The organism is Sphingobacterium sp. SRCM116780 (assembly GCF_021442025.1).
Taxonomy (GTDB): Bacteria; Bacteroidota; Bacteroidia; order Sphingobacteriales; family Sphingobacteriaceae; genus Sphingobacterium.
Genome location: NZ_CP090446.1, coordinates 3,008,071 through 3,031,469, shown reverse-complemented (window position 1 = coordinate 3,031,469; position 23,399 = coordinate 3,008,071). Strand labels below are relative to the sequence as shown.

Here is a 23,399-nt window from a genome sequence, read left to right as displayed (position 1 = left end):
TGATAATCTTGATAAGATGAATTCTTTCTTTCAAAATCAAATCACTCAGTTATTTGAAATTCCGCAACAAAATCTTGAAACAATATTGGCTTCTTTTGAAGAAGAGGATTTACCTAAAGGTGCTTATTTTTTGGAAGAAGGAAGGCGTTGTGATCGACTAAGCTTTATTCAATCTGGTCTTGTTCGTGTATTTAGAGATACTGCGTCTGGACAGGTTACTCAATGGATAGGGCAAGAGGGATACTTCATCACAGATTTATCTTCTTTTCTATTTGAACAACCTGCACGATGGAATATTCAAGTCTTGGGTGATACTAAATTACTTTCTATTCATAGAAAGGATTATCTGTCTTTTGAAAAGCATATTCCAGATTGGAATCGACTGGAAAAACATTTTATTGCTAAATGTTTTTTGCAACTGGAAGATCGTATTTATAATTTTATAGCACATACTGCTGAGGAACGATATCGCTTATATTTTGAACAGAATAAAACTCTTTTTAATCAAGTTCCTTTGCAATATATCGCTTCATTGCTCGGTATGTCTCCAGAAACATTAAGCCGAATACGAGCAAAAGTGAATTCTTGATAAAAGTCAAGTACATGATTATTTAGATAGGCTACTTTTGGTATATGAAAATAAATATCGAAAGTAAAATAACCATTCATGCCAATATTCATGCTGTGTGGTTGGTATTAGCTGATTTTAATCAATATCCAACTTGGAGTCCTACTATTAAATCGTTTGCAGAGATTCCACATGTTGGAAAACGATCTGAAGTTGAATTGGAGCAACCTGACGGCCCTGGTATGACAATGAGACCTTTGTTTCTTAAGATTGAGCCAAATGAAGAATTGCGTTGGAAAGGAAGACTTTTAATGAATGGATTATTTGATGGAGAGCACTATTTTATATTAGAAAAAATTACAGATACTGAAACGATTCTTATACAAGGAGAAATATTTTCAGGTGTATTCGTTCGGTTTTTTCAAAAAATGATTAATGGTGCCACCTTGAATGGATTCCGACTGTTCAACGAAGCGATAAAATCGAGGGCAGAAGAACAGATTGTTTAAGATATTATAGATACTGCTCTAGATCTCCTTTACCTTCTCGGATGATTTCAAATTCTCCTTCTGTGACATCAACAACTGTAGAGGCAACATTGTCTCCATAGCCACCATCAATAACGATGTCTACTAGATTTTCATATTTCTCATGAATCAATTCTGGGTCAGTAGAGTATTCTACAATATCATCTTCATCATGAATAGAGGCTGTCACAATAGGATTACCCAGCATACGGACAATTTCGCGAACAATATTATTATCTGGAATACGAATGCCGACGGTTTTCTTTTTGGAACTTAATAGTTTTGGTACTTGTCCACTTGCATTAAAGATAAATGTAAAAGGACCAGGAAGTGCTTTTTTCAATACTCTAAAAACAGTTGTATCAAATGGCTTGGTATAGAGTGAGATGTCTGTTAGATCGTAACAAATAAAAGATAAATTGGCTTTATCGGCTTTTAATCCACGTATTTCACAGATTTTTTCAATTGCTTTTTGATTGGTAATATCACAACCAATACCATATACCGTATCAGTCGGGTAGATGATAATGCCTCCTTTTTTCAATACATCAACGACTTGCTGTATTGATTTTTCATTTGGATTATTTTCGTAGATACGGATTAACATTTGTTTTCGTATTAAGATTTGCGATGTGAAATATGAAATTTTAGTTTTTCTAACCTATATAGTTAAGTATCTCTACTTCTTATGTAAAAGAATAACAGCCAAAATATTTGTTTTGGCTGTTATTCTTTTATTAAAACTCTGCGTTATTTGGTGTACGAGGGAAAGGAATGACGTCACGAATGTTTGTCATACCTGTAACAAATAAAACCAAACGTTCAAATCCTAAACCAAAACCAGCGTGTGGGGCTGAACCAAAGCGTCTTGTATCTAAGAACCAATCCATCTCTTCAGCTGGTATACCAACCTCAGCCATTCGAGAAAGAAGTTTATCTAAGTTTTCCTCCCGTTGAGAACCCCCAACCATTTCTCCAATACCTGGGAATAAGATATCCATTGCGCGGACTGTTTTATGTCCGTTCGCATCGATAGCATTCTGTTTCATATAGAATGACTTGATTTCTGCTGGATAATCGATTAAGATAACAGGTTTTTTATAGTGTTTTTCTACTAAATAACGTTCGTGTTCAGATTGTAAGTCAGCTCCCCATTCGTCAATCAGGTATTTGAACTGTTTCTTTTGGTTTGGCTTACTACGTTTTAATACTTCAATTGCTTCTGTATACGTAACACGTTCGAAATCGTTATTCAATACGAATGTTAACTTATCTATTAGATTCAACTCCGCTCTTTCTGTAGCAGGCTTGTTTTTTTCCTCTTCTAATAAACGGTTTTTTAAGAATTCTATTTCTTCTGGACATGTTTCTAAGGCATACCTGATGACGTATTTCAATAAGTCTTCAGCTAAATCCATATTGTCTTCCAATTCATAAAAAGCCATTTCTGGTTCGATCATCCAGAATTCAGCGAGATGACGTGTTGTATTAGAATTTTCTGCTCGGAAGGTAGGTCCAAATGTATAGATGTTTCCTAATGCCATAGCCGCTAATTCTCCTTCTAATTGTCCAGAGACAGTTAGGTTTGTCGACTTACCAAAGAAGTCTTCTTTGAAATCAATTTCTCCATTCTCAGTACGTGGAATATTGTTCAGATCTAACGATGTAACACGAAACATTTCACCTGCACCTTCAGCATCAGAACCTGTAATAATCGGTGTATGCATGTAAACAAAGTCTTTTTCATTAAAAAACTTATGAACAGCAAATGCTAGGGCATTACGGACTTTAAAAATAGCATTAAAAGTAGTGGTACGGAAACGTAAGTGAGCAATTTCACGTAAAAATTCTAAACTGTGTTTTTTGGGCTGTAGTGGAAATTTCTCAGCATCTGAATCTCCCAAGATGGTCAACTCATTTACTTTAATTTCAACTTTTTGGCCTTTACCTAATGATTCAATTAAGTTCCCTTTTATGCGTAAAGCGGCACCTGTCGTGATTCTTTTTAATAACGTTTCTGGTGTATTTTCAAAGTCAACGACTGCTTGAATATTTTGAATGGAAGATCCATCATTGATTGCTATAAATTGATTGTTACGGAAAGTTTTAACCCAACCTTTAACAATAACCTCATGCCCAAATTCTGTGGCATTTAATAATTCTTTTATACGTGTATGTTCCATTTTAATTGTAGCATTTCAAATAAGATATAAATTATAGTCTAGATCTTATTCTTTGATATACGAGACTCAAAAATAGGGTATAATTTATAAAAATCCTTGATTTATTTAGAAATAATCTGTATTTGTTAAGATAAAACAATTCTGGAAATCTGTGAGAGATTTTTATAATCAATAAAGCTGATTGAACTTACTTAATAACGATAGTCATCAATTGACTTTTCAAAAAAAAAGCCTCTGAAGATTTTCAGAGGCTCTCTATATTATTTTAAAGGGAAAATTATCCTTTTAATACTTTTGTTACTAATTCAGCAGCTTCTTGTAATTGAATAGCAGAATAAACTTGTAATCCTGAATCATCAATTAATTTTTTAGCTTCTGCTGCATTTGTTCCTTGAAGACGAACGATAATTGGCACTGGAATATTTCCAATTTCATTATAAGCATCAATCACACCTTGCGCTACACGGTCACAACGAACAATACCACCGAAAATGTTGATTAAAATTGCTTTTACATTTGGATCAGATAAGATAATGTTAAAACCAGCTTTAACAGTTTCAGCATTAGCAGTACCACCCACGTCTAAGAAGTTAGCAGGCTCACCTCCAGCAATTTTGATAATATCCATAGTTGCCATTGCAAGACCAGCACCGTTAACCATACAACCTACGTTACCATCTAATTTTACGTAGTTTAAGTTTGATTTACCAGCTTCTACTTCTGTTGGATCTTCTTCTGTCACATCACGCATTGCTGCATAATCTGGGTGACGATATAATGCATTTTCATCTAAGTTTACTTTAGCATCTACTGCTAAAATTTTGTCATCAGATGTTTTTAATACAGGATTGATTTCAAACATAGAAGAATCAGTCTCTTCATAAGCTTTGTATAAGGCAGCAACAAATTTTACCATTTCTTTGTGTGCAGCACCAGTCAGGCCTAAGTTGAAAGCGATTTTACGGGCTTCGAAACCTTGTAAACCTACTTTAGGATCAATTTCTTCTTTGAAAATTAAGTGAGGAGTTTTCTCAGCTACTTCTTCAATGTCCATTCCACCTTCTGTAGAATACATGATGATGTTACGACCTTTGGTACGATCTAATAACACAGACATATAGAATTCTTTTGTTTCACTTTCACCAGGATAGTAAACATCTTGAGCAACTAGTACCTTATTTACTTTTTTACCTTCAGCACCAGTTTGTGGAGTTACTAACTGCATACCGATAATATCTGTAGCACGTTGTGTTACTTCTTCTAAGTTTTTAGCTAATTTAACGCCACCACCTTTACCGCGACCACCAGCATGAATTTGAGCTTTGATTACAACCCAATCAGAATTGTATTCTTCTTTCAATTTTTTAGCAGCTTCTACAGCTTGCTCTGGAGTTTCAGCAACAATACCTTCTTGTACTCTTACGCCAAAACTTTTAAGTATTTCTTTTCCTTGATATTCGTGAATGTTCATTGCAAAAATGTTTGTGTTGTAAAAGTATTATTTTTTAAGCGAATGGTCAAGTTCTAGAGCATATTTTTAGCTTAAAATTGACTTTTATTGAATAGTGTATGGCGGATATGGACTAATCTTGTTGGTATTTATTCAAACGTTTTGTTTGCAAAAAATATTTAACTTTGTCATATGATGTTACAAGCCAAAGGTATTTTTAAATCATATGGTCCACTTCCTATTTTAAAGGGGGTAGATATAGAAGTTGAAAAAGGCGAAATTGTGAGTATTGTTGGAGCCTCAGGTGCAGGAAAAAGTACGTTACTTCATATTATTGGTACTTTAGATTTAGCTGATAAAGGCGAGCTGCAGATAAACGGAACGAGTATAAAAGGACTAAGTGCAAAAAAATTAAGCGCTTTTCGAAATCAACATATTGGATTTGTTTTTCAATTTCATCATTTACTTCCTGAATTCACTGCTCTGGAAAATGTTTGCATACCCGCTTTTATTAACGGAGTTGGACGTAAGGAAGCAGAACTTCGTGCGCTAGAATTATTGAGTCTATTAGGGGTATCTCATCGAGCTGATCATAAACCAACAGAAATGTCCGGTGGTGAACAGCAACGCGTATCTGTTGCTAGAGCTTTGATCAATAATCCTTCTGTTGTATTAGCCGATGAACCTTCTGGAAATTTAGATTCAGAAAATGCAACTGCACTGCATCAATTGTTTTTTGATCTTCGAAATAAATTTCAACAGACTTTTATAATCGTTACTCACAATGAAGAGTTAGCGCGTATTTCTGATCGTATTATTCATATGCGTGATGGAAATGTGATGATATAGTGAAACGAGCTCAATAAAATTAAAGCTAACACGCAATATTAAAAGAATTTATTCTGATGAAAAAAAGAATATTAATAACCTTTGGAACAAGGGGACTGGGACAACGTATTGGAAAATTATTATCAGATCGCTTTGATGTTTATTTTGCTAGTTCGGAGGAGATTCCAACAGTATTGTTAAATTCTGAAAAATATGTAAAAATTCCTCCAGGATTAATGCCAACTTATGCACATGAACTGTTGAAAATAAGCCTAGATAAGCAAATAGATTATGTATTACCTTTAGGTGGTTTTGAATTTGAACCGCTAGCACAAGCGAAGATTTTATTTGAAGAATATGCGATAAAAGTAATTGTTCCAGAACATGTAGTATTAGAAAACTACTTTATTATTGAAAATCCATCTAAGGATCTAGCGTTAGTTTTACTAGTTGATGGAAAGTCTTTAATTGATAGCTTTGAACTTGAAAATTCTTCTTTGGATGGTTTATTTGTTATTTCAGATTCTGGAGATGATTTTGCGTTATGTGCTGTTTCAAAAGATTAATGTTAATATATTCTGATTTCCCATCTGAAAAAACAGTTTTTGTTTTTGAATTGGATGATGTTATTTATCCAAAGAGGGAATATTTATTGCAAATTTATTATCTATTTGCAAATTTTTTGGAATTTACAGAAGCATTTCCTCCGCAAGCTGATTTAGTTTCATTCTTCAAAAATCATTTGGATAGCCAAGGTGAAGAATTGATTTTCGAACATGCACAAGAAACTTTTAAGTTTGATGTGAAATATAAAGAGAATTTTGAACGCTTATTTGTTAATGCTGTATTGCCTGTCAAATTGTTGATGAAGGAAGGGATAAAAGAACTTTTCAATGATATTATTACTGCAGATAAGCAAATTTGTATTTTGACCAAAGGAAATCCATTAACACAATTGAATAAAATAAAGCATATTGAATGGGGTGTTTTTGCGTCTAAATTGAAAGTCTATTTCGTTGATGAATTGAAATTTCGCAATCTAAACCCTCTTGATTATATAACGGATGAACTTCAAATAGCTAAAAGCGAGCTTATCTATATCGATTGATTTGTTTTTAATTTAGCGATTGATATTCAGTTTATTGTCAGATTAATTAGCGTAATTTTTTTATTTTTAAAAAACTCTTTTTCTAAAAATATGCTAAATAGTGTTATATTTATCGTGAATGTAAATTTAGTGAAATTCGACTATGAGTACGCAAGGAGATAAACCAACAACAATTAAAGAAATAGCTAAGAAGCTAAAAATTTCGCCATCTACTGTGTCTCGAGCATTGAATGACCATCCAAGCATTGGGTTAGTTACGACTATGCGGGTGAAAAAGGTAGCGCAAGAATTGAATTATGAACCAAATCAAACGGCTATATTTTTCAAGCAGCGCAAAACTTTCACTATTGGTGTTTTATTACCAAGTTTATCTGAACCATTTTTTTCATCAGCAATTAGTGAAATTGAAAACGTCTCTAATGACCATAAATATACCGTTATTATGGGACAGTCTCTGGATGATGCAGAAAGAGAAGAAAGGATCTTGAAAACTTTTAAAAGTCATCGTGTCGATGGTGTTTTGATGTCAGTAGGCAAAAATACGACGAATCTAGAATTTATTGAGAAGTTAGAAAATTCAGGAACCCCAATCGTATTTTTTGACTGTGTCCCTGATATTCCAAAAATTAATAAGGTTGAAAGTGATTTAGGAACTGGAATGAATGAAGCAATAGATGCTTTCGTTGCAAGAGGGCATGCTAAAATAGCGTTAATTAATGGCCCTCAATTACTTCCTGCAAGTGACGAACGTAAAAGCTCATTTTTATCCGCTTTAAAGCGTAATGGTTTAGATTATGATGAAAAATATATTGTCAATACTGATTTGACAACCGAAGGCAATGAAGCGGCTATGGATAGGTTATATGCATTACCAGAAAGACCTACAGCTGTGGTTTCTTTTAATGATTTTGTGACTTTAGATGTGATGAAGGCTGCCCGAAATAAAGGGTTAGTTTTAAATCATGATATCCATTTTATCAGTTATGCTAATTATCCGCTCTGGAAATATATGGAAAATCCTCCAATGGGTTGTATTGAACAGTTCCCAGGAAATCAAGCTAAAAAAGCTGCAGAAATTTTGTTTGGAAAAATAAATAATCCAGATTTAGCTTCACAACAGATTGTCTTTAAATCAAGATTGATTATGTAGTAAATATATAAGTAATAGAAAAGGCTTACCATTTGGTAAGCCTTTTCTATTACTTATATATTTAAGCTAGTTTCTGTCAATTATAAATGAATGACTTCACCATAAGCGTCTGCACATGCTTCCATGATTGCTTCGCTCATTGTTGGATGTGGATGAACTGCTTTGATCATTTCATGACCAGTTGTTTCTAATTTTCGAGCCACTACAATTTCAGCAATCATTTCAGTTACATTAGCACCAATTAAGTGTGCCCCTAAAAACTCACCATATTTAGCATCAAAAATAACTTTTACAAATCCATCTTTTGTACCCGCTGCAGATGCTTTACCAGATGCTGAGAAAGGAAATTTACCTACTTTTATTTCATAACCAGCTTCTTTTGCCGCTTTTTCAGTATATCCTACAGAAGCTACCTCAGGAGAACAATATGTACAACCTGGAATATTATTATAATCGATAGGTTCTACATGAAGACCTTTTATTGCTTCAATACAAGTAATTCCTTCTGCTGAAGCAACATGAGCCAGCGCTTGACCTTTTACAATATCTCCAATAGCGTATACGCCTTCGATATTTGTTTTATAATAATCGTCTACTAGAACACGACCACGATCTGTTTTTACACCAACCTCTTCAAGGCCTAAATTCTCGATGTTTGGCATGATACCTACTGCTGATAATACTACTTCAGCTTCGATAACTTCCATTCCTTTAGCCGATTTGATATTTACTTTGCTTAAAGCACCTGAGGTGTCAACAGATTGTACTTCAGAGGAAGTTAAAATATTAATACCTTGTTTCTTTAAACTTTTTTCTAATTGTTTCGATATCTCTTCATCTTCAACAGGTACAATTCTATCCATGAATTCTACAACAGTCACTTTCGTACCAATAGCATTGTAGAAATAAGCAAATTCAATTCCAATAGCTCCAGATCCTACGATAACAAGTGATTTTGGTTGTTTTGGAAGAACTAATGCTTGTCTATATCCGATGATTTTTTTACCATCTTGAGGTAAGTTTGGTAATTCACGTGAGCGCGCACCAGTGGCTAAAATAGTATGTTTGGCAGTATATTCTTTAGAAGAACCATCTGCTGCTTTTACATCGATTTTACCACCCTTTTTAATTTTTGCAGTACCATTAATGACGTCAACTTTATTCTTCTTCATTAAGAATTGAATACCTTTGCTCATTCCATCAGCTACGCCACGACTTCTTTTCACTATTGCATCAAAATCAGGTTCTCCACCTTGTACATTGATACCATATTCAGCAGCATGATTTAAATATTCAAAAACTTGTGCACTTTTTAATAGAGCTTTAGTTGGGATACATCCCCAGTTTAAACAAATACCACCTAAAGATTCGCGCTCGATGATAGCGGTTTTGAAACCTAATTGTGAGGCTCTAATGGCAGCAACATATCCACCAGGACCACTACCAATTACAATGATGTCGTAATTCATAAAATAATTATTGTGTAGTTGAATGCTCAATCTATTTTGATTCTCTAGATATTCAGAATGGATTGAGGTTGCTCAAAAGTACACATTTTTTCCGAATGTTATAAAATAGATCCGCATTAAATTGGCTGATACTAATAAATATTGACCTCTTGAAATTTAATTATGTCAAACGGAGGTCAAAGCGTGAATTATTGAATTTTCATGTCATTAAATAATTCTATTTTTGGAATTAACGCATTTTTAAATAAAGTTTTATGCTCCGTATTTTTAGACAAATAGCGCTTTGGGAAGCTATTTCAACCCTATGTTTGTTTTTCTTTGCTATGCCGATGAAGTATTTTTTTGCGACACGTGAAGCGGTAAAGATTGCAGGTTCAATTCATGGCTTTTTCGTCGTCATATTTGTCATTATGTTGATCATGTGTACGATTGAATATAAATGGAATTGGAAGAGAACATTGACCTATTTTGTTGTTTCACTCATCCCTATTTTAGGATTTTGGGTTGAGCTAGATGTGAAGAAGATTATTAATGGCCAAAAGAAATAAATGACTAAAATAAAAAAGACGATTTACACATCGTCTTTTTTTATTTTATCAATTCCTACATAGGCGTAAGTAATTTCTGTACGACCATGTGCTGTTGGCATTCCTTCTTGATTGAGATTTACAAAGACAAGTTTATCAATAGAAAGGATGGTTTTTCGTGTGATTTTGTTACGCACTTCACAACGCATGGTAATAGAAGTTGTCCCAAAGTTAATAGCTTCTATACCTAATTCTATAATATCGCCTTGTTGAGCAGAACTAACAAAATTAATTTCGGAGATATATTTTGTTACAACATGTGGATTGCCAAGTTGAACAATAGCATATATGACTGCTTCCTCATCGATCCATCTCAGAAGTGTACCTCCAAATAATGAACCATTGGGATTTAAATCTTCTGGTTTTACCCATTTTCTAGTATAGAAATTCATGTCTTTTTTAGGCTAAAAAATTTGTTGAAAAGAAAAGGGGAAAATTTTAATTTTCCCCTTTTTATTTTTTAAGCGTGAATGGCTCTATTTGCAGTTGCAGCCAATGCAGCTTCTTTTATTGCTTCAGTATATGTTGGATGAGCATGACAAATACGGCCAATGTCTTCTGCAGAAGCGCGATATTCCATCGCTACTACAGCTTCAGCGATCATGTCTGCGGCTCTTGGGCCGATCATGTGTACCCCAATAACCTCATCTGTTTCAGAGTCAGCCAATATTTTTACAAAACCGTCTGTATCCATAGATGCTTTCGCACGACCTGATGCCTTAAACGAGAATGAACCTGTTTTATATTTTACACCAGCTTCTTTCAATTGTTCTTCTGTTTTACCAACAGAGGCAACTTCTGGCCAAGTATAAACAACACCAGGGATTAAGTTGTAATCAATATGAGGTTTTTGACCTACAATACTTTCCGCAACATAAGTACCTTCGTCTTCTGCTTTATGGGCAAGCATTGCACCTTTGACAACATCTCCAATAGCATAAACTCCGGGTACAATAGTTTCCAAATGATCATTTACTGTTATTTTTTTACCTCTTTCTTCCACCGTGATACCGATATTTTCTAAACCTAGATTTTCAGTATATGCTGTACGGCCAACGGCAACAATACAATAATCACCTTCTAAAGAAATGATTTCTCCTTTCGGATTTTCAGCAGTTACAGTAACTGTTTTTCCTTTAGTCGTTGCTCCAGTTACTTTATGCCCAGTATAGAATTCCATTCCAACTGATTTTTTCAAAACGCGTTGTAACTCTTTCCCTAAACCACCGTCCATCGTGCCAATAATTGACTTTGCAAATTCTACAACAGAAACTTTAGCACCTAAACGAGCGTATACAGAACCCAATTCAAGACCAATAACACCTCCACCGATTACAATGAGATGTTTAGGTACTTCTGTTAAGTTTAAGGCTTCTGTAGAAGTAATAATTCTTTTTTTATCGACTGGTAAGAAAGGTAAATAGGTAGGTTTTGAACCTGTGGCAATAATTACATTTTTACCTGTAATCTGCTCTGAAGAACCATCTTCTTTTGTGATTTTAATTGTATTTTTATCTACAAATGATCCAATACCTTGAAAACTATCAATTTTGTTCTTCTTAAATAAAAAAGTAATACCAGCAGTATTTTGATTGATTACATCGTCTTTACGAGCAATCATTTTTTTCATGTCAACTTTTAAATTACTTAAATTGATACCATGAGCTTCGAAAGAGTGTGCAGCATTGTGATAATGCTCTGATGAATCTAATAAAGCTTTTGAAGGGATACAGCCTACATTTAAACAGGTTCCTCCAAAAGTACTATATTTCTCAATTACAGCAGTTTTTAATCCTAATTGTGCACAACGGATTGCTGCTACATATCCGCCTGGTCCACTTCCAATTACTATTACGTCGTATTGCATCGATTAAGTTTTATAAATTTTAGCAAATTTAGTGATAATTAACATTATAGTAAATCTATTTTTGTTAAAATCATGTATAATTTTGAAATTGATATATTTCTAATTTAAAATGAAACCTTATTACCAAAAAGGGATAATAAACCTTAAATTTTAAAAAAGAAAACGGACTCTCAGATAAAAAATAAACATTCAAAAAAAAAAGACATTCCGCAAAAGAATGTCTTTTTTTGAAATGTTTTGTCAGTTTATTCTGCAACAATTTTTCCTTGCATCACACCGTAATGTCCTGGGAAGCTACAAATGAAATCGTAAGTTCCTTTTTCTAAAGTAAATGTAATTTTATCAGTTTCTCCTGGACCTAATAATTTAGTGTGCGCCACAACAGATGATAGAGCAGATTTAGGTACATAGTCATCCGCTTTTGCACCAGCTGCTTCTCCACCAAAAGTAGCTAAATCAGTTCCTGGTTTTAGGACAACAACGTTATGACCCATAGATTCTTTTGGCATGGAGCCTGCATTTTTTAATGTCAATTCTACTGCTTGTCCAGCTTTAACACGGAATAAATTTTTATCAAATTTCATAGCGTCACTAGCTTCCAAAGCTACTGTATTAGAAACTTCAACATTTTCAATGCCAGGTACTGTTTCCGAAGGAGCCTCTGGAGTTGTTTGTTCAGTTGTTGAACCGCCTTCATTTTTTGTAGTATTGCCTCCGCAAGAAGCGAAAGATATTGCTAATGCAATAACTGGTAAAACAAATAATTTTTTCATTCTGTTAGTACGTTTTTTTATTAAAATTAAATAAAATATTGCTTTTAATTGTTTTTTTTGAGCAATAATTTTTCTATTACTGCATGTAGTTGTATAGGATCGAATGGTTTTCCAATCACTTCATTAGCTCCAGCATCAAATGCTTCTTGTTGTTCAGCCTCCAAAACGGATGCAGAAATCGATATAATCAGCATATTTGAAATTGTCGGATTTGGATTGTTTCGTATATTTCGTATCGTATCAAATCCACTCATAACAGGCATATGTGAATCCATAAAAACAATACTATAGTCATTGTTTTCAACTTTTTCTAATGCTATTTGTCCATTTATAGCAGTATCCACTTCACAGTTCCATGTTTTTAGAATACTCGCTAACATAAAACTATTTAACTCGTTATCTTCTGCTACTAGAATTTTTAAGTTATTAAATCGGCTTAATTCTGAATATAATATCTTTTCTGGTTTGGCCTTAACGACTGTACTCACACGATCAAACCAACATTCGAAAGTAAACTCACTGCCTTCGCCATAAGAACTAGATGCTGTTACTTTTCCTTCAAGCAAAGTCGAAAGTCTTTTTACAATAGCTAAACCTAAGCCAGTTCCTCCAAATTTTTTTGTAATTCCATCTTCCCCCTGCTCAAATGCAAAAAATATTTTTTCTAACGATTGGTGAGGAATTCCAATACCAGTATCTTTTACTTGAAACTGTAAACATAATTGATGATCATTGGAATCAATAAGATTTATATTTAATTCGATATGACCCTTGGATGTGAATTTGAAACTGTTTGAAATAAAGTTAGTTAGAATCTGCTTTAAACGGAAAGGGTCTGTTAAGAAAAAACTGTCAATTTTTTCATCAATATTAATATAGAACTGAAGTCCTTTATGAATAGCTTTATCCACAAATAAATTTTTGAGATCGTCAGTGATATCATGTACCGAAGTGGGTTCGAATTCCAATTTCATCATCCCTGAATCAAATTTGGATAAATCTAAAATATCATTGACAATATTCAATAAGCTCAATGATGCACTATTTAGTTTATTGACCCAGTCTTGTTGCTCAGGAGACAATGAAGAATTTTTTAACATTTGAGCGATTCCCATAACTCCATTGATTGGAGTTCGGATCTCATGACTCATATTGGCCAAAAAGGTTTCCTTAGACTTGCGAGCCAGTTCAGCTTCTTCTTTTGCTCGGATAAGTTCTATTTTGGATTTTTCTAAAGCAATATTTTTTTCTTTTATTTCATTCTGAGTTTGTACTTGTTGAATGAAAGATTGCACTTTCGCTATTGTTATTTCAGGACTTAAAGGTTTATATAAATAATCTACGGCTCCGCTATTCAATCCTTTAATGAGATATTTTTCTTCTTTAGATATCGCTGTAACCATTATTGCGATAATATGGCTAGTCTTAGGGTTATGTTTTATTAATGAGACAAATTCGAAGCCATTGATTTCTGGCATTTGAACATCTACCAATGCAATATCAATGTTTTGCTTATAGCAAATGCGAAGTGCTTCATTAGGATCTTCACTACTAATGATATTGATATTTTCTATATCTGTTAATAGTGCTGTCAGACTAATGATATTCTCAATTTTGTCATCAACTATTAATAAGTTTATCTTCTTCATTTACTAATTATTTTAATTGATGAATATATTTGATTATTTCTTCTGTTGAATAAATAAAATGTTGCGCACCAATATCTATAGCTGATTGAGGCATCGTAGGGACTTCAGCTTCTGTTGGATCTTGAACAATACATATTCCGCCAGAATTTTTAATCTTTAATAAACCTTTTGCTCCATCTTGATTGGCTCCTGAAAATAAAATAGCAATACAGTTCTCTTTATAAACTTCAGCTGCAGATTCAAAAGTAACATCAATTGAAGGTCTAGAAAATTGGACAGGTTCTGAGATATCCAATGATAATTTGAAATCTGGTTCAATTAATAAATGATAACCTGGAGGTGCAAAGTATACTTTACCTGTTTCGATTTGTTCTTTATCTTCAGCAGACTTGATCTCTATCGTAAACGCATTTTTAAACGCATTTTCGAAATTAGAATGAAACTTTGGATTCCGGTGTATAATAACAAGGATAGGTATTGGAAAAGATGTAGGAATAGATTTTAACAATTCTAAAATAACGCTGAACCCTCCTGCAGATCCACCTAATAATAAGATTTTGTTATTTGTTCTCATTAAGCTATTTTTTGATAGATGTTATTCTTTTTATCAACTAATTTGAACCGATCTGAATGCTTGTAATTAATCATCGATTCTTTAGAACCTAAACACAAAAAACCTAATTTACATAAAGAATTGTAAAATAGATCGAATACTTTTTGTTGTAAGGCTACATCAAAATATATAAGTACATTACGACAGGTAATCAATTGAAATTCATTAAATACACCGTCAGAGATCAAATTGTGAATAGAAAATAGAATATTTTTCTTCAAATCATTTTGAATGGCTGCTGCATCATACATCGCTGTATAATACTCCGATAGTGAATGTTCGGTGTTTGTTTTGATGTAATTTTCAGAATATTCTTTGAGTTTAGTTAAACTATAAATACCTTTTTTTGCTTTCTCAATCACATTGTGATTGATATCTGTTCCATAAATAAACGAGCGACTAAGTAGATTAGATTCTTTCAACAAGATTGCTAAAGAGTACACTTCTTCACCTGTTGAACAACCAGCACTCCATATTTTTATATGTGGATAAGTTTCTAAATAGGGAAATAGTTTTGTTTTTATAGATGTATAAAAATCTGGATCTCGAAACATTTCAGTGACATTGACAGTCATTTCTAAAATGAAATAATGCATAAAGCCTTCTTGATTAATCAGATTAGATTTTAGTTCGATAAGATCAAATTTGTTGATATCCATAATACGAGTAACGCGTCTTTTTAAAGAGGCTTTTGAATATCCAGATATATCTAAACTGTGAAAATTCTTAATAATTTCAATAATTTCTTCTAATTCAGAATAGTTTAACATACTCTACTTTTTTAACTAACCCAAACACGTATTAAAGAAATCAATTTATCGATATCAATTGGTTTACTGATATAATCATTTGCGCCTGCTTCGATTGCTTTTTCTTTATCACCTTTCATTGCCTTTGCAGTGACGGCTATAATTGGCAAATCCTGATACTTTTTGTTTTTACGTATATTTTCTATGGCCTCGTAACCATCCATAATAGGCATCATAATGTCCATTAATACAAGATCAATTTTATTTTCTTTATTTAACAAATCTAAAGCCTCTTGTCCATTATTTGCAATTTCAACACGAACATTCAGATCTTCAAAAGCACTCGATAATGCAAAAATATTTCTCATATCATCGTCAGCTAATAGAATTGTTTTGTTTTCTAATGTTTTTTCAGGAATAAAATCTTTTGTTTTATAACTTACAATAGCTTTATTTTCTGGATCCTGATTTATTTTGTTTAAGAATAAGTGAACCTCATCAATGAGTCTATCATTAGACTTTGCAGATTTTAAAACCATTGCTTGGGAATGTTTTAAAATTCTTGAAGTTTGTTCTGAAGTCAACTCCATTGCTGTATTAATAATTATTGGTGTTTCGGCATAAGTTGCATCTGCCTTAATTTCGTCTAATAATTCTAATCCAGACTTATCAGGAAGATGTAGATCTAAAATAATACAGTCATATTTGTTTGCTTTATTAGCCAATAACTCGCTTGCTTTATTGGCATCATAAGCTTGATCAACAATTAACTTCTCTTCTTCTAAACCATTTTTGATAAAATCACTTTGAATCTGATGATCCTCAATAAGTAACACTCTTTTAACAGAAGTTGTAATCATTGATCTAATTTTTTCAAATGTTTTCTCCAAAGATTCCTCCGATACTGGCTTTGACATAAATCCAATAGCGCCTGCACTTATCGGCTCGTTATGCAGATATGTTCCTGCTGACATCATATGTACAGGTATTGATTTGGTATCTTCGTTTGCTTTTAATGCTTTCAAAACATTCCAACCATCTATTTTAGGTAGCATAATGTCTAGTATGATTGCTTTTGGTTTAAGCGTTAATGCTTTTTCTAAACCCTGTTCTCCATCATGAGCAAGAGTAACATGATAATTGTTGACCTCTGCATAGTCTTTTAATATATCAGCAAAAACTAAATCATCTTCAATGATCAATAACGTATTTGAATCTTCAATAACCTTATTTGACGATTTATTTTCCGGTATTTTTGAAGAAGATTCAATACTTTTAACGATAGCTGTTTTTTCTTCATTAACTACTGTTTTATTTTTGACCTCTTCTACTGAACTTGCCGATGTAACAAGCGGGATTGTTAATATAAAAGTACTCCCAGCACCAACTTCGCTCATCAAATCAATTTTTCCACCTAATAATTGAGATGTTTCTCTGCAAATGGATAATCCCAAACCTGTTCCCCCATATTTCCGACTAGTAGAGCCATCTTCCTGTTTGAATGCTTCAAATATTAATTTTTGTTTATCTGGTGCAATACCTATTCCAGTGTCTACAACTTTAAATAGAAGGTGATTATCAATAGTTTTGTCAATGTTAATCGTTACATCGCCACCTGGATTGGTAAATTTGAACGCATTGGAGATTAGATTTTTTAAAATCTGCTGTAATCGATATTCATCAGAGATGAAATGAGTGGGCACATCTCCAGCTAGAGCTATTTTAAAATTAATTTTTTTATCTTCTGCGGCATTTTTGAAAAAATCTTCAATATAATTAGTTAAGTCTTTGATATCGATGTTTTCTTGAGACAGTTCTACTTTTCCAGATTCTATTTTTGCGAGATCTAAGAGATCATTAATTAAGTGGAGTAAATCTGATCCTGCATTATGAATGACTGCTGAATATTTGATTTGTTCTGGGGTGAGATTTTTATTTTTATTATCTTGTAATAGCTTGGCCAATATTAAGATACTATTTAAAGGGGTACGTAATTCATGGCTCATATTTGCCATAAATTCCGATTTATATTTAGACGCTAATTCAACCTCTTTGATCTTTAATGCAATATTATCCTTTGCCTTCTCTAGCTCATTATTTTGCTGTTGCAATAAATTAGCTTTTTCATCTAATTCATTATTTGTTTGAACTAATTCTTCCTGTTGTACTCTAAGTTCTTCTTCTGAAGCCTCTAATAAGTTAGTTTTATAACTTAACTCTTCGTTTGTCGTTCTTAATTCTTCTTGTTGAGCTTCTAATTCTTCTGTCTGTTGTTGTAATTCTTCATATAGTTCGGCCATCTTCGTATGTGCCTGAGCCACTTTTAAACTAATAGCAAGTATTCTACTGACACTTTTCAAGTATTCAATATGTTGATGTTCTTTTTTATTATCGCTTTGACAAGCTAACTCGATAATACCAATGGATTCATTTTCATAAACAATCGGTATTAAATATAAATGTGTTTGAAATTTATCAATTAAGGAAGAAGAAACAGCATATCTGGCAGCATCCACATCATGAATTATTCGAAAGTTTTGTTGCTCAATTACATCATTTAACAGACCATCTCCTTCTGAAATTATATTTTTTAAATCTATGCCAGCGGGAATTCCTTGTTTGGCTAATAGAGAGAAAAAGTTACTATCTTCTTTTTTTACATATACTGTACCAGCCAATGCGTTGGTTGTTTTACAAATACTTTTTAATCCAATATTAGCAATCTCTATTTCATTAAAATCTCCTCTCAAATTTTCATCCAAGAGATTAATGTTATTTAAAAAATAATTGTCTTGCTCAATCTTATTAGTCAGTTTTACTAATTCTGCATTGGATTTTTTCTCGTCATTAATACTCTTTTTTAAGATCTTGAATACTCTTAATGTAACAACGAAAATATAGACCATGATGGATAAGCCAATAAATACCAAAACGTAGGTAACATGTCTTATCGTCATTAATTTATTATTGGAACTCAGGATTAATTCTTTTCTTTGGTCCTGTAGTTCTTTGGTGAATATTGTTAATTGGTTTTGAATATCCGATCTCTTATGATTAACGTTTAAAACATGAAATTCATTTTTTTTATTTAATTCAATATCCTGTTCGAAATCGTAGAATTCTAATATTGTATTTTTTAAAGTATTTAATTTGTTATTATCGATTGTATAATACTGATCAGAATTACTTAAGTTTTTAATAGCATCTAATATAGTTGTAAGCTCTCGGGCATAGGGAGTATAAATACTTTCTTTTTTATCTGTATAGTATTCTAATTTGACATCATTTACGGCTGCAACGCTCTTTTTTATATTCTCAATTTGATCAAATTTTGATTCAGAAGCTTGAATGATGGATTGTTCATAGGCAATATGCCTATCTAATTGGGTAAAGAATAATAAAGCAGCAGAGAGGATAATTAGAAATGAAAATATAATCCCAATGATAAGTTGTTGTTGAAAACGTAGCTTTTTCATTTAAGTATAATAGTAATCTTTTGATAAGAAGTTAAATAAAAACTTGAATAGAAATTCAGTGTTATTTGTTTGATTTCTTGTTTGTTAAGTAATCTGTTTTGAATATTTGGATCTATTTGCTTATTGATGTTTTTCTAAATAATCCCCAATGAAAACTCCAACTACAAAAAATAATGAGTAAAAGTAATAAAAAAAATAAGTAAGTGGTTACAACTTTTATTGTTAATTTTTGATGATATTTTTATAGTTTGTTGAATTTTGTTGTATTTAAATAATTTCTCATTATTTTTTTTTAATGAAGTGTAGCGAACTATGACCATTATTTAATATCTTTAAAACAAATACTATATTAATTTAATCTAATGGATCCAAATTTTTCCTTTGCCTTAATGATTGTAGGCTGTGTAGTAGCCTTATTTCTTTTACTTTACTTATTGCCTGTCAATCTGTGGTTCACTGCACAATTGTCTAATGTTAAAATTAGTTTATTGAATTTGGTTTTGATGAGACTTCGTAAAGTACCTCCATCTTTGGTTACGAATGCGATGATTACATCAACGAAAGCTGGGTTAAATATTACCTCCAATGATATCGAAACTCATTATTTGGCAGGGGGAAACGTGAATAAAGTAATTAGGGCTTTAATTTCAGCAGATAAAGCAAATATTCCTTTGGATTTTAAACTAGCAACAGCGATTGATTTGGCTGGGCGTGATGTTTTTGATGCAGTTCAATTATCTGTAAATCCTCAAGTAATCAATACACCTCCCGTAGCAGCTGTAGCAAAAGATGGCATTCAATTGATTGCTAAAGCAAGGGTAACGGTTAGGGCTAATATCAACCAATTAGTGGGAGGGGCAGGTGAAGAGACTATTTTAGCTCGTGTGGGCGAAGGTATTGTAACAACAATTGGATCGTCAGAAAATCACAAACAGGTTTTAGAAAATCCAGATCGTATTTCAAAAACTGTTCTTTCAAAAGGATTGGATAGTGGTACTGCATTTGAAATATTATCAATTGATATTGCTGATATTGACATCGGTGAGAACGTAGGTGCAAAATTACAAACGGATCAAGCTGAAGCAGATTTGAAAGTAGCAAATGCGCGAGCTGAAGAACGTCGAGCCATGGCAGTTGCGAATGAACAAGAGATGCGGGCAAAAGCACAAGAGGCAAGAGCGAAAGTAATTGAAGCTGAGTCTCAATTACCTTTGGCCATGGCGGAAGCTTTTAAAAATGGAAATTTAGGAGTAATGGACTATTACAAGATGCAAAATATTCAAGCGGATACAGATATGAGAACTTCTATTTCTAAACCAGGACACGATACAAAAGGACATAAGGATTAAATCTTTATGTAACAGTTTTTTTATATTATTTGACAACCGATTGCAAGTGCTATGCAATCGGTTTTTTGTTTAATCTGGTTTTTGAGCATAAACTATTGTTGTTTCTATCGATTATATTTATTGATCTAATTAATTATATGAAAATGGAATCAATCAAAAAGTTATTATTTTTATTTCTCTTTTTAAACCTCACAATCGTTTATGGACAATCTTCAACTGAGTTGGAATTGGGTGAAAATTTCGTGCCTATTGGAGGAAATAGCTGGGAATATCCACAAGCAAATTATAGAAAATCCATCCTAAAAACAGGAAAAATTGAAAATTGGAAGAGTCCTGAGCAATCTATAAAAACATTTATGCGATTTGGGAAAACTGGTAATTTAAATGTTGCTGTTCATGTTATTGCAGCCAATGAAGGAGGTAAGTTTACCTTTACTTTAGCGGGGAAAAGTGTTAATGTAGTCGTTGACGCTAATCAAAAGGGGAAAATTAATATTTCAAATTTTAGTATTCCAGATACAGGCTATTATGCAATCGAAATAAAAGCAAATACAATTCAAGCCCTATATCCGACTATTGATGGCTATATTATATCGGGAGATGCATCGGACGGTAAAATGAATTATGTGAAAAATAATGATGATAATTTTTTCTATTGGGGCAGGAGAGGGCCTTCTACGCATATGGGATATCAGCAACCCACAGATAAGAAAATAGAATATTATTATAATGAAGTTACGGTTCCAAAAGGAAGTGATATTGAAGGTTCTTATTTTATGTCCAATGGATTTAATGTTGGTTATTTTGGCATGCAGGTGAATAGCTCCACCGAACGTAGAATTCTATTTTCTGTCTGGAGCCCTTTTACAACCGATAATCCCAAAGAAATTCCAGATGATCATAAGATTATCTTGAAGACGAAAGGAGAAACTGTGCATACTGGTGAATTTGGAAATGAAGGATCTGGAGGTCAAAGCTTTTTAAAATTTAACTGGGTTGCAGGAAATACCTATAAATTTTTATTACGAGGGAGACCTATTGGAAATAATTACACAGCCTATACAGCTTGGTTTTATGCTCCTGAAATAGGGAAATGGCAAATCATAGCCGAATTTCATCGACCACAGACAGATCAATATTTAACAGGGTTTCATTCATTTTTGGAAAACTTTAATCCTGATCAAGGAATTTATGAAAGACAAGTTCAATTTGCAAATCAGTGGGTAGCTGATAACCAAGGTAATTGGTATGAGTGTACACAAGGACGATTTACAGTAGATAACACAGGAAAAAAAGGATATCGAATGGATTATTCTGGTGGAGTAAATGAAAAAGGATTCTATTTGAAGAATTTTGGCTTTTTTAAAGAATATGTTCCTGCTGGTAGTAAATTTATACGAAAAGCAAATGGTATAAAACCTAAAATAAATTTTAAATCTCTCCCTCAAAAATAGAGAATAAGTGAGTTAAAGAAGACTGTAAATAATTTTTTTTTACAGCTTTTTTTGTATTCTAGTTGTTTAAAAAACAAAACCCTGATGATGGGCATCAGGGTTCGTTACTAACCAATTATAAACCTAAATTATGAAAAGACATTTTTAAATAAATCACTTTATTTGGTGATTTGATAGTTCAAAATTAATGATAAACATTTGATTGAATGTTGTATGAATGTCATTTCCATTTTTAATAATAGACATCCCATATTAATTTTTTCACATTTGATAATGCTTATTATCTTCGACAAAGATACAGCTAAATATATATTTATTCCAAATGTTTTTATATAAAGTTGTTTTTGCAATCTACGTTATGACGTTAATATGATCTTTTGTCTTTTAAGAATAACTAATTGACTTTTGCGCAGAAAAATTTAAGTTAGATTTATGACAGTTCAAATATTTTAATACTTATTTTTGAAAAAAAAACAATGATTTTTGATAATCTGAAAAAAGTAAAGGCTTTCGTATTGGATGTGGATGGTGTATTGACAAATGGAACAGTACTTGTCAATGAAGCTGGAGATCAAATGCGAACTTTTAATATTAAGGACGGCTATATCATGCAATTAGCTGTCAAATTAGGCTATCCTCTTATTATTATTACTGGAGGAAATTCAGCAGGAGTTGCTAAAAGACTTGTTGGATTAGGAATTAAAGAAGTTCACTCTGGAGTTGCTAACAAGGTCGAGAAATTGAAGGAAATTATGAATTCTTATAATTTGAATTTCCAAGATATACTTTACATGGGTGATGATATACCTGATCTAGCGTGTATGAAACTGGTTGGACTCGCAACATGTCCAGCAGATGCTATAGAGGAGATAAAAGCGATTTGTCAATATATATCTCCTAAAAAAGGGGGAGATGGTGCTGTTCGTGATGTGATGGAAAAAGTACTAAAACTTCAAGGGAAATGGCAGATTGATTCAACCATTAAAAGTATTTAAGGAATGATAAATTTAGCACATAAGCAAATTATATTGGGCTCGCAGTCTCCACGTAGAAGTCAATTATTAAGTGAGTTAGGAATAAAATTTGACGTTATTGTCCGGGAAACAGATGAGATCGTAGATGCAAGCTTGAAACCAATAGATGTTGTTCGTACAATTGCTGAGAAAAAAGCCGAAGCTTTTTTGTCTGATTTTCAAAATGCTCTCATCATAACTGCTGACACAATTGTGGTGACTTCGGAACAAGAAATATTAGGGAAGCCAAAAAGCACAGATGAAGCTTTTCAAGTTTTAAAAAATTTGTCAGGAAATAAGCATGAAGTAATTACTGCTGTTTGTCTCTTAAATAATCAGAGGTTAACAACTTTTGCAGAAACAACAGAGGTCGAATTTTATACTTTAAGTGATGATGAAATTAATTTCTATATCGAGAAATGTCAACCAATGGATAAAGCTGGTTCTTATGGTATACAAGAATGGATTGGTCGTATTGGTATCAAAAGGATAATCGGTGAATATACAAATGTTGTTGGACTGCCCACAGCTCGACTATATCAGGAATTAAAAAAAATAAAATAGAAAAGGAACAATTTGTTCCTTT

Annotated in this window: 22 protein-coding genes; 11 read left to right on the top strand and 11 right to left on the bottom strand. The window is 32.7% G+C overall.

The window, feature by feature from the left end; translation table 11 throughout:
- The first annotated feature begins 16 nt into the window (after positions 1-16).
- Together LZQ00_RS13075 and LZQ00_RS13070 are read left to right on the top strand one after the other, a co-directional pair.
- The gene (locus LZQ00_RS13075; protein WP_234509727.1) at positions 17-589 is read left to right on the top strand and encodes a Crp/Fnr family transcriptional regulator; all 573 of its coding nucleotides are present in this window, start codon (positions 17-19) and stop codon (positions 587-589) included.
- A gap of 44 nt (positions 590-633) precedes the next feature.
- Positions 634-1,077: an SRPBCC domain-containing protein gene (locus LZQ00_RS13070; RefSeq protein WP_234509726.1), complete on the top strand. Its 444-nt coding sequence runs from the start codon at positions 634-636 to the stop codon at positions 1,075-1,077.
- Between the two features lie 4 nt (positions 1,078-1,081).
- On the opposite strand, the gene LZQ00_RS13065 is transcribed toward LZQ00_RS13070, so the two are convergent.
- The 3 genes from LZQ00_RS13065 to sucC all read right to left on the bottom strand — a co-directional run bounded on the left by LZQ00_RS13065 (position 1,082) and on the right by sucC (position 4,749).
- Positions 1,082-1,702 (bottom strand): L-threonylcarbamoyladenylate synthase, encoded by a 621-nt coding sequence (locus LZQ00_RS13065; RefSeq protein WP_234509725.1) that lies wholly within the window; start codon positions 1,700-1,702, stop codon positions 1,082-1,084.
- A gap of 130 nt (positions 1,703-1,832) precedes the next feature.
- Positions 1,833-3,278, bottom strand: a complete 1,446-nt coding sequence (asnS, locus tag LZQ00_RS13060; RefSeq protein ID WP_234509724.1) for an asparagine--tRNA ligase — start codon at positions 3,276-3,278, stop codon at positions 1,833-1,835.
- A gap of 277 nt (positions 3,279-3,555) precedes the next feature.
- A complete protein-coding gene (sucC, locus tag LZQ00_RS13055) occupies positions 3,556-4,749 on the bottom strand; it encodes an ADP-forming succinate--CoA ligase subunit beta (protein WP_234509723.1) in 1,194 nt (397 codons plus the stop codon).
- Positions 4,750-4,923: 174 nt separating this feature from the next.
- On the opposite strand from sucC, the gene LZQ00_RS13050 reads away from it, so the two are divergent.
- The 4 genes from LZQ00_RS13050 (at position 4,924) to LZQ00_RS13035 (ending at position 7,814) form a co-directional block, all read left to right on the top strand.
- Positions 4,924-5,577: an ABC transporter ATP-binding protein gene (locus LZQ00_RS13050; protein WP_234514809.1), complete on the top strand. Its 654-nt coding sequence runs from the start codon at positions 4,924-4,926 to the stop codon at positions 5,575-5,577.
- Between the two features lie 56 nt (positions 5,578-5,633).
- Positions 5,634-6,122: a hypothetical protein gene (locus LZQ00_RS13045; protein ID WP_234509722.1), complete on the top strand. Its 489-nt coding sequence runs from the start codon at positions 5,634-5,636 to the stop codon at positions 6,120-6,122.
- Positions 6,122-6,664 (top strand): HAD hydrolase-like protein, encoded by a 543-nt coding sequence (locus tag LZQ00_RS13040; protein WP_234509721.1) that lies wholly within the window; start codon positions 6,122-6,124, stop codon positions 6,662-6,664. Before LZQ00_RS13045 ends, LZQ00_RS13040 begins: the two co-directional genes overlap by 1 nt.
- Before the next feature lie 142 nt (positions 6,665-6,806).
- A complete protein-coding gene (locus LZQ00_RS13035; protein ID WP_234509720.1) occupies positions 6,807-7,814 on the top strand; it encodes a LacI family DNA-binding transcriptional regulator in 1,008 nt (335 codons plus the stop codon).
- An 80-nt stretch (positions 7,815-7,894) separates the two neighbouring features.
- Here LZQ00_RS13035 and lpdA (LZQ00_RS13030) read toward each other — a convergent pair whose 3' ends face one another.
- Positions 7,895-9,283 (bottom strand): dihydrolipoyl dehydrogenase, encoded by a 1,389-nt coding sequence (gene lpdA, locus LZQ00_RS13030; RefSeq protein ID WP_234509719.1) that lies wholly within the window; start codon positions 9,281-9,283, stop codon positions 7,895-7,897.
- 254 nt (positions 9,284-9,537) lie between these two features.
- Here lpdA (LZQ00_RS13030) and LZQ00_RS13025 point away from each other — a divergent pair, with 254 nt between their 5' ends.
- Entirely contained in the window at positions 9,538-9,831 is a 294-nt protein-coding gene (locus LZQ00_RS13025; protein ID WP_234509718.1) for a DUF3817 domain-containing protein, read from the top strand.
- A 23-nt stretch (positions 9,832-9,854) separates the two neighbouring features.
- Here LZQ00_RS13025 and LZQ00_RS13020 read toward each other — a convergent pair whose 3' ends face one another.
- From LZQ00_RS13020 to LZQ00_RS12990, 7 genes are all read right to left on the bottom strand, one after another.
- Positions 9,855-10,262, bottom strand: coding sequence for an acyl-CoA thioesterase (locus tag LZQ00_RS13020; protein WP_234509717.1), 408 nt, complete (start codon positions 10,260-10,262; stop codon positions 9,855-9,857).
- Between the two features lie 68 nt (positions 10,263-10,330).
- Positions 10,331-11,737 carry a dihydrolipoyl dehydrogenase gene (lpdA, locus tag LZQ00_RS13015; protein ID WP_234509716.1) on the bottom strand — a complete coding sequence of 469 codons (1,407 nt, stop codon included), beginning with the start codon at positions 11,735-11,737 and terminating at the stop codon, positions 10,331-10,333.
- 245 nt (positions 11,738-11,982) lie between these two features.
- Positions 11,983-12,510: a plastocyanin/azurin family copper-binding protein gene (locus LZQ00_RS13010; protein WP_234509715.1), complete on the bottom strand. Its 528-nt coding sequence runs from the start codon at positions 12,508-12,510 to the stop codon at positions 11,983-11,985.
- A gap of 44 nt (positions 12,511-12,554) precedes the next feature.
- A complete protein-coding gene (locus LZQ00_RS13005) occupies positions 12,555-14,159 on the bottom strand; it encodes a response regulator (protein ID WP_234509714.1) in 1,605 nt (534 codons plus the stop codon).
- A gap of 7 nt (positions 14,160-14,166) precedes the next feature.
- Complete coding sequence (locus LZQ00_RS13000) at positions 14,167-14,733, bottom strand: chemotaxis protein CheB (RefSeq protein WP_234509713.1); 567 nt, start codon at positions 14,731-14,733, stop codon at positions 14,167-14,169.
- Positions 14,733-15,542, bottom strand: coding sequence for a CheR family methyltransferase (locus LZQ00_RS12995; RefSeq protein ID WP_234509712.1), 810 nt, complete (start codon positions 15,540-15,542; stop codon positions 14,733-14,735). Before LZQ00_RS12995 ends, LZQ00_RS13000 begins: the two co-directional genes overlap by 1 nt.
- A gap of 11 nt (positions 15,543-15,553) precedes the next feature.
- Positions 15,554-18,997 carry a response regulator gene (locus tag LZQ00_RS12990; RefSeq protein ID WP_234509711.1) on the bottom strand — a complete coding sequence of 1,148 codons (3,444 nt, stop codon included), beginning with the start codon at positions 18,995-18,997 and terminating at the stop codon, positions 15,554-15,556.
- 362 nt (positions 18,998-19,359) lie between these two features.
- Between LZQ00_RS12990 and floA the strand changes: the two genes are divergently transcribed.
- The 4 genes from floA (at position 19,360) to LZQ00_RS12970 (ending at position 23,377) form a co-directional block, all read left to right on the top strand.
- Complete coding sequence (floA, locus tag LZQ00_RS12985; protein WP_234509710.1) at positions 19,360-20,346, top strand: flotillin-like protein FloA; 987 nt, start codon at positions 19,360-19,362, stop codon at positions 20,344-20,346.
- A 143-nt stretch (positions 20,347-20,489) separates the two neighbouring features.
- The gene (locus LZQ00_RS12980; RefSeq protein WP_234509709.1) at positions 20,490-21,800 is read left to right on the top strand and encodes a DUF3472 domain-containing protein; all 1,311 of its coding nucleotides are present in this window, start codon (positions 20,490-20,492) and stop codon (positions 21,798-21,800) included.
- Between the two features lie 476 nt (positions 21,801-22,276).
- A complete protein-coding gene (locus LZQ00_RS12975) occupies positions 22,277-22,795 on the top strand; it encodes a KdsC family phosphatase (protein ID WP_234509708.1) in 519 nt (172 codons plus the stop codon).
- A 3-nt stretch (positions 22,796-22,798) separates the two neighbouring features.
- On the top strand, positions 22,799-23,377 hold the full coding sequence (locus LZQ00_RS12970; protein ID WP_234509707.1) for a Maf family protein: 579 nt from the start codon (positions 22,799-22,801) through the stop codon (positions 23,375-23,377).
- The last annotated feature ends 22 nt before the right edge of the window (positions 23,378-23,399 follow it).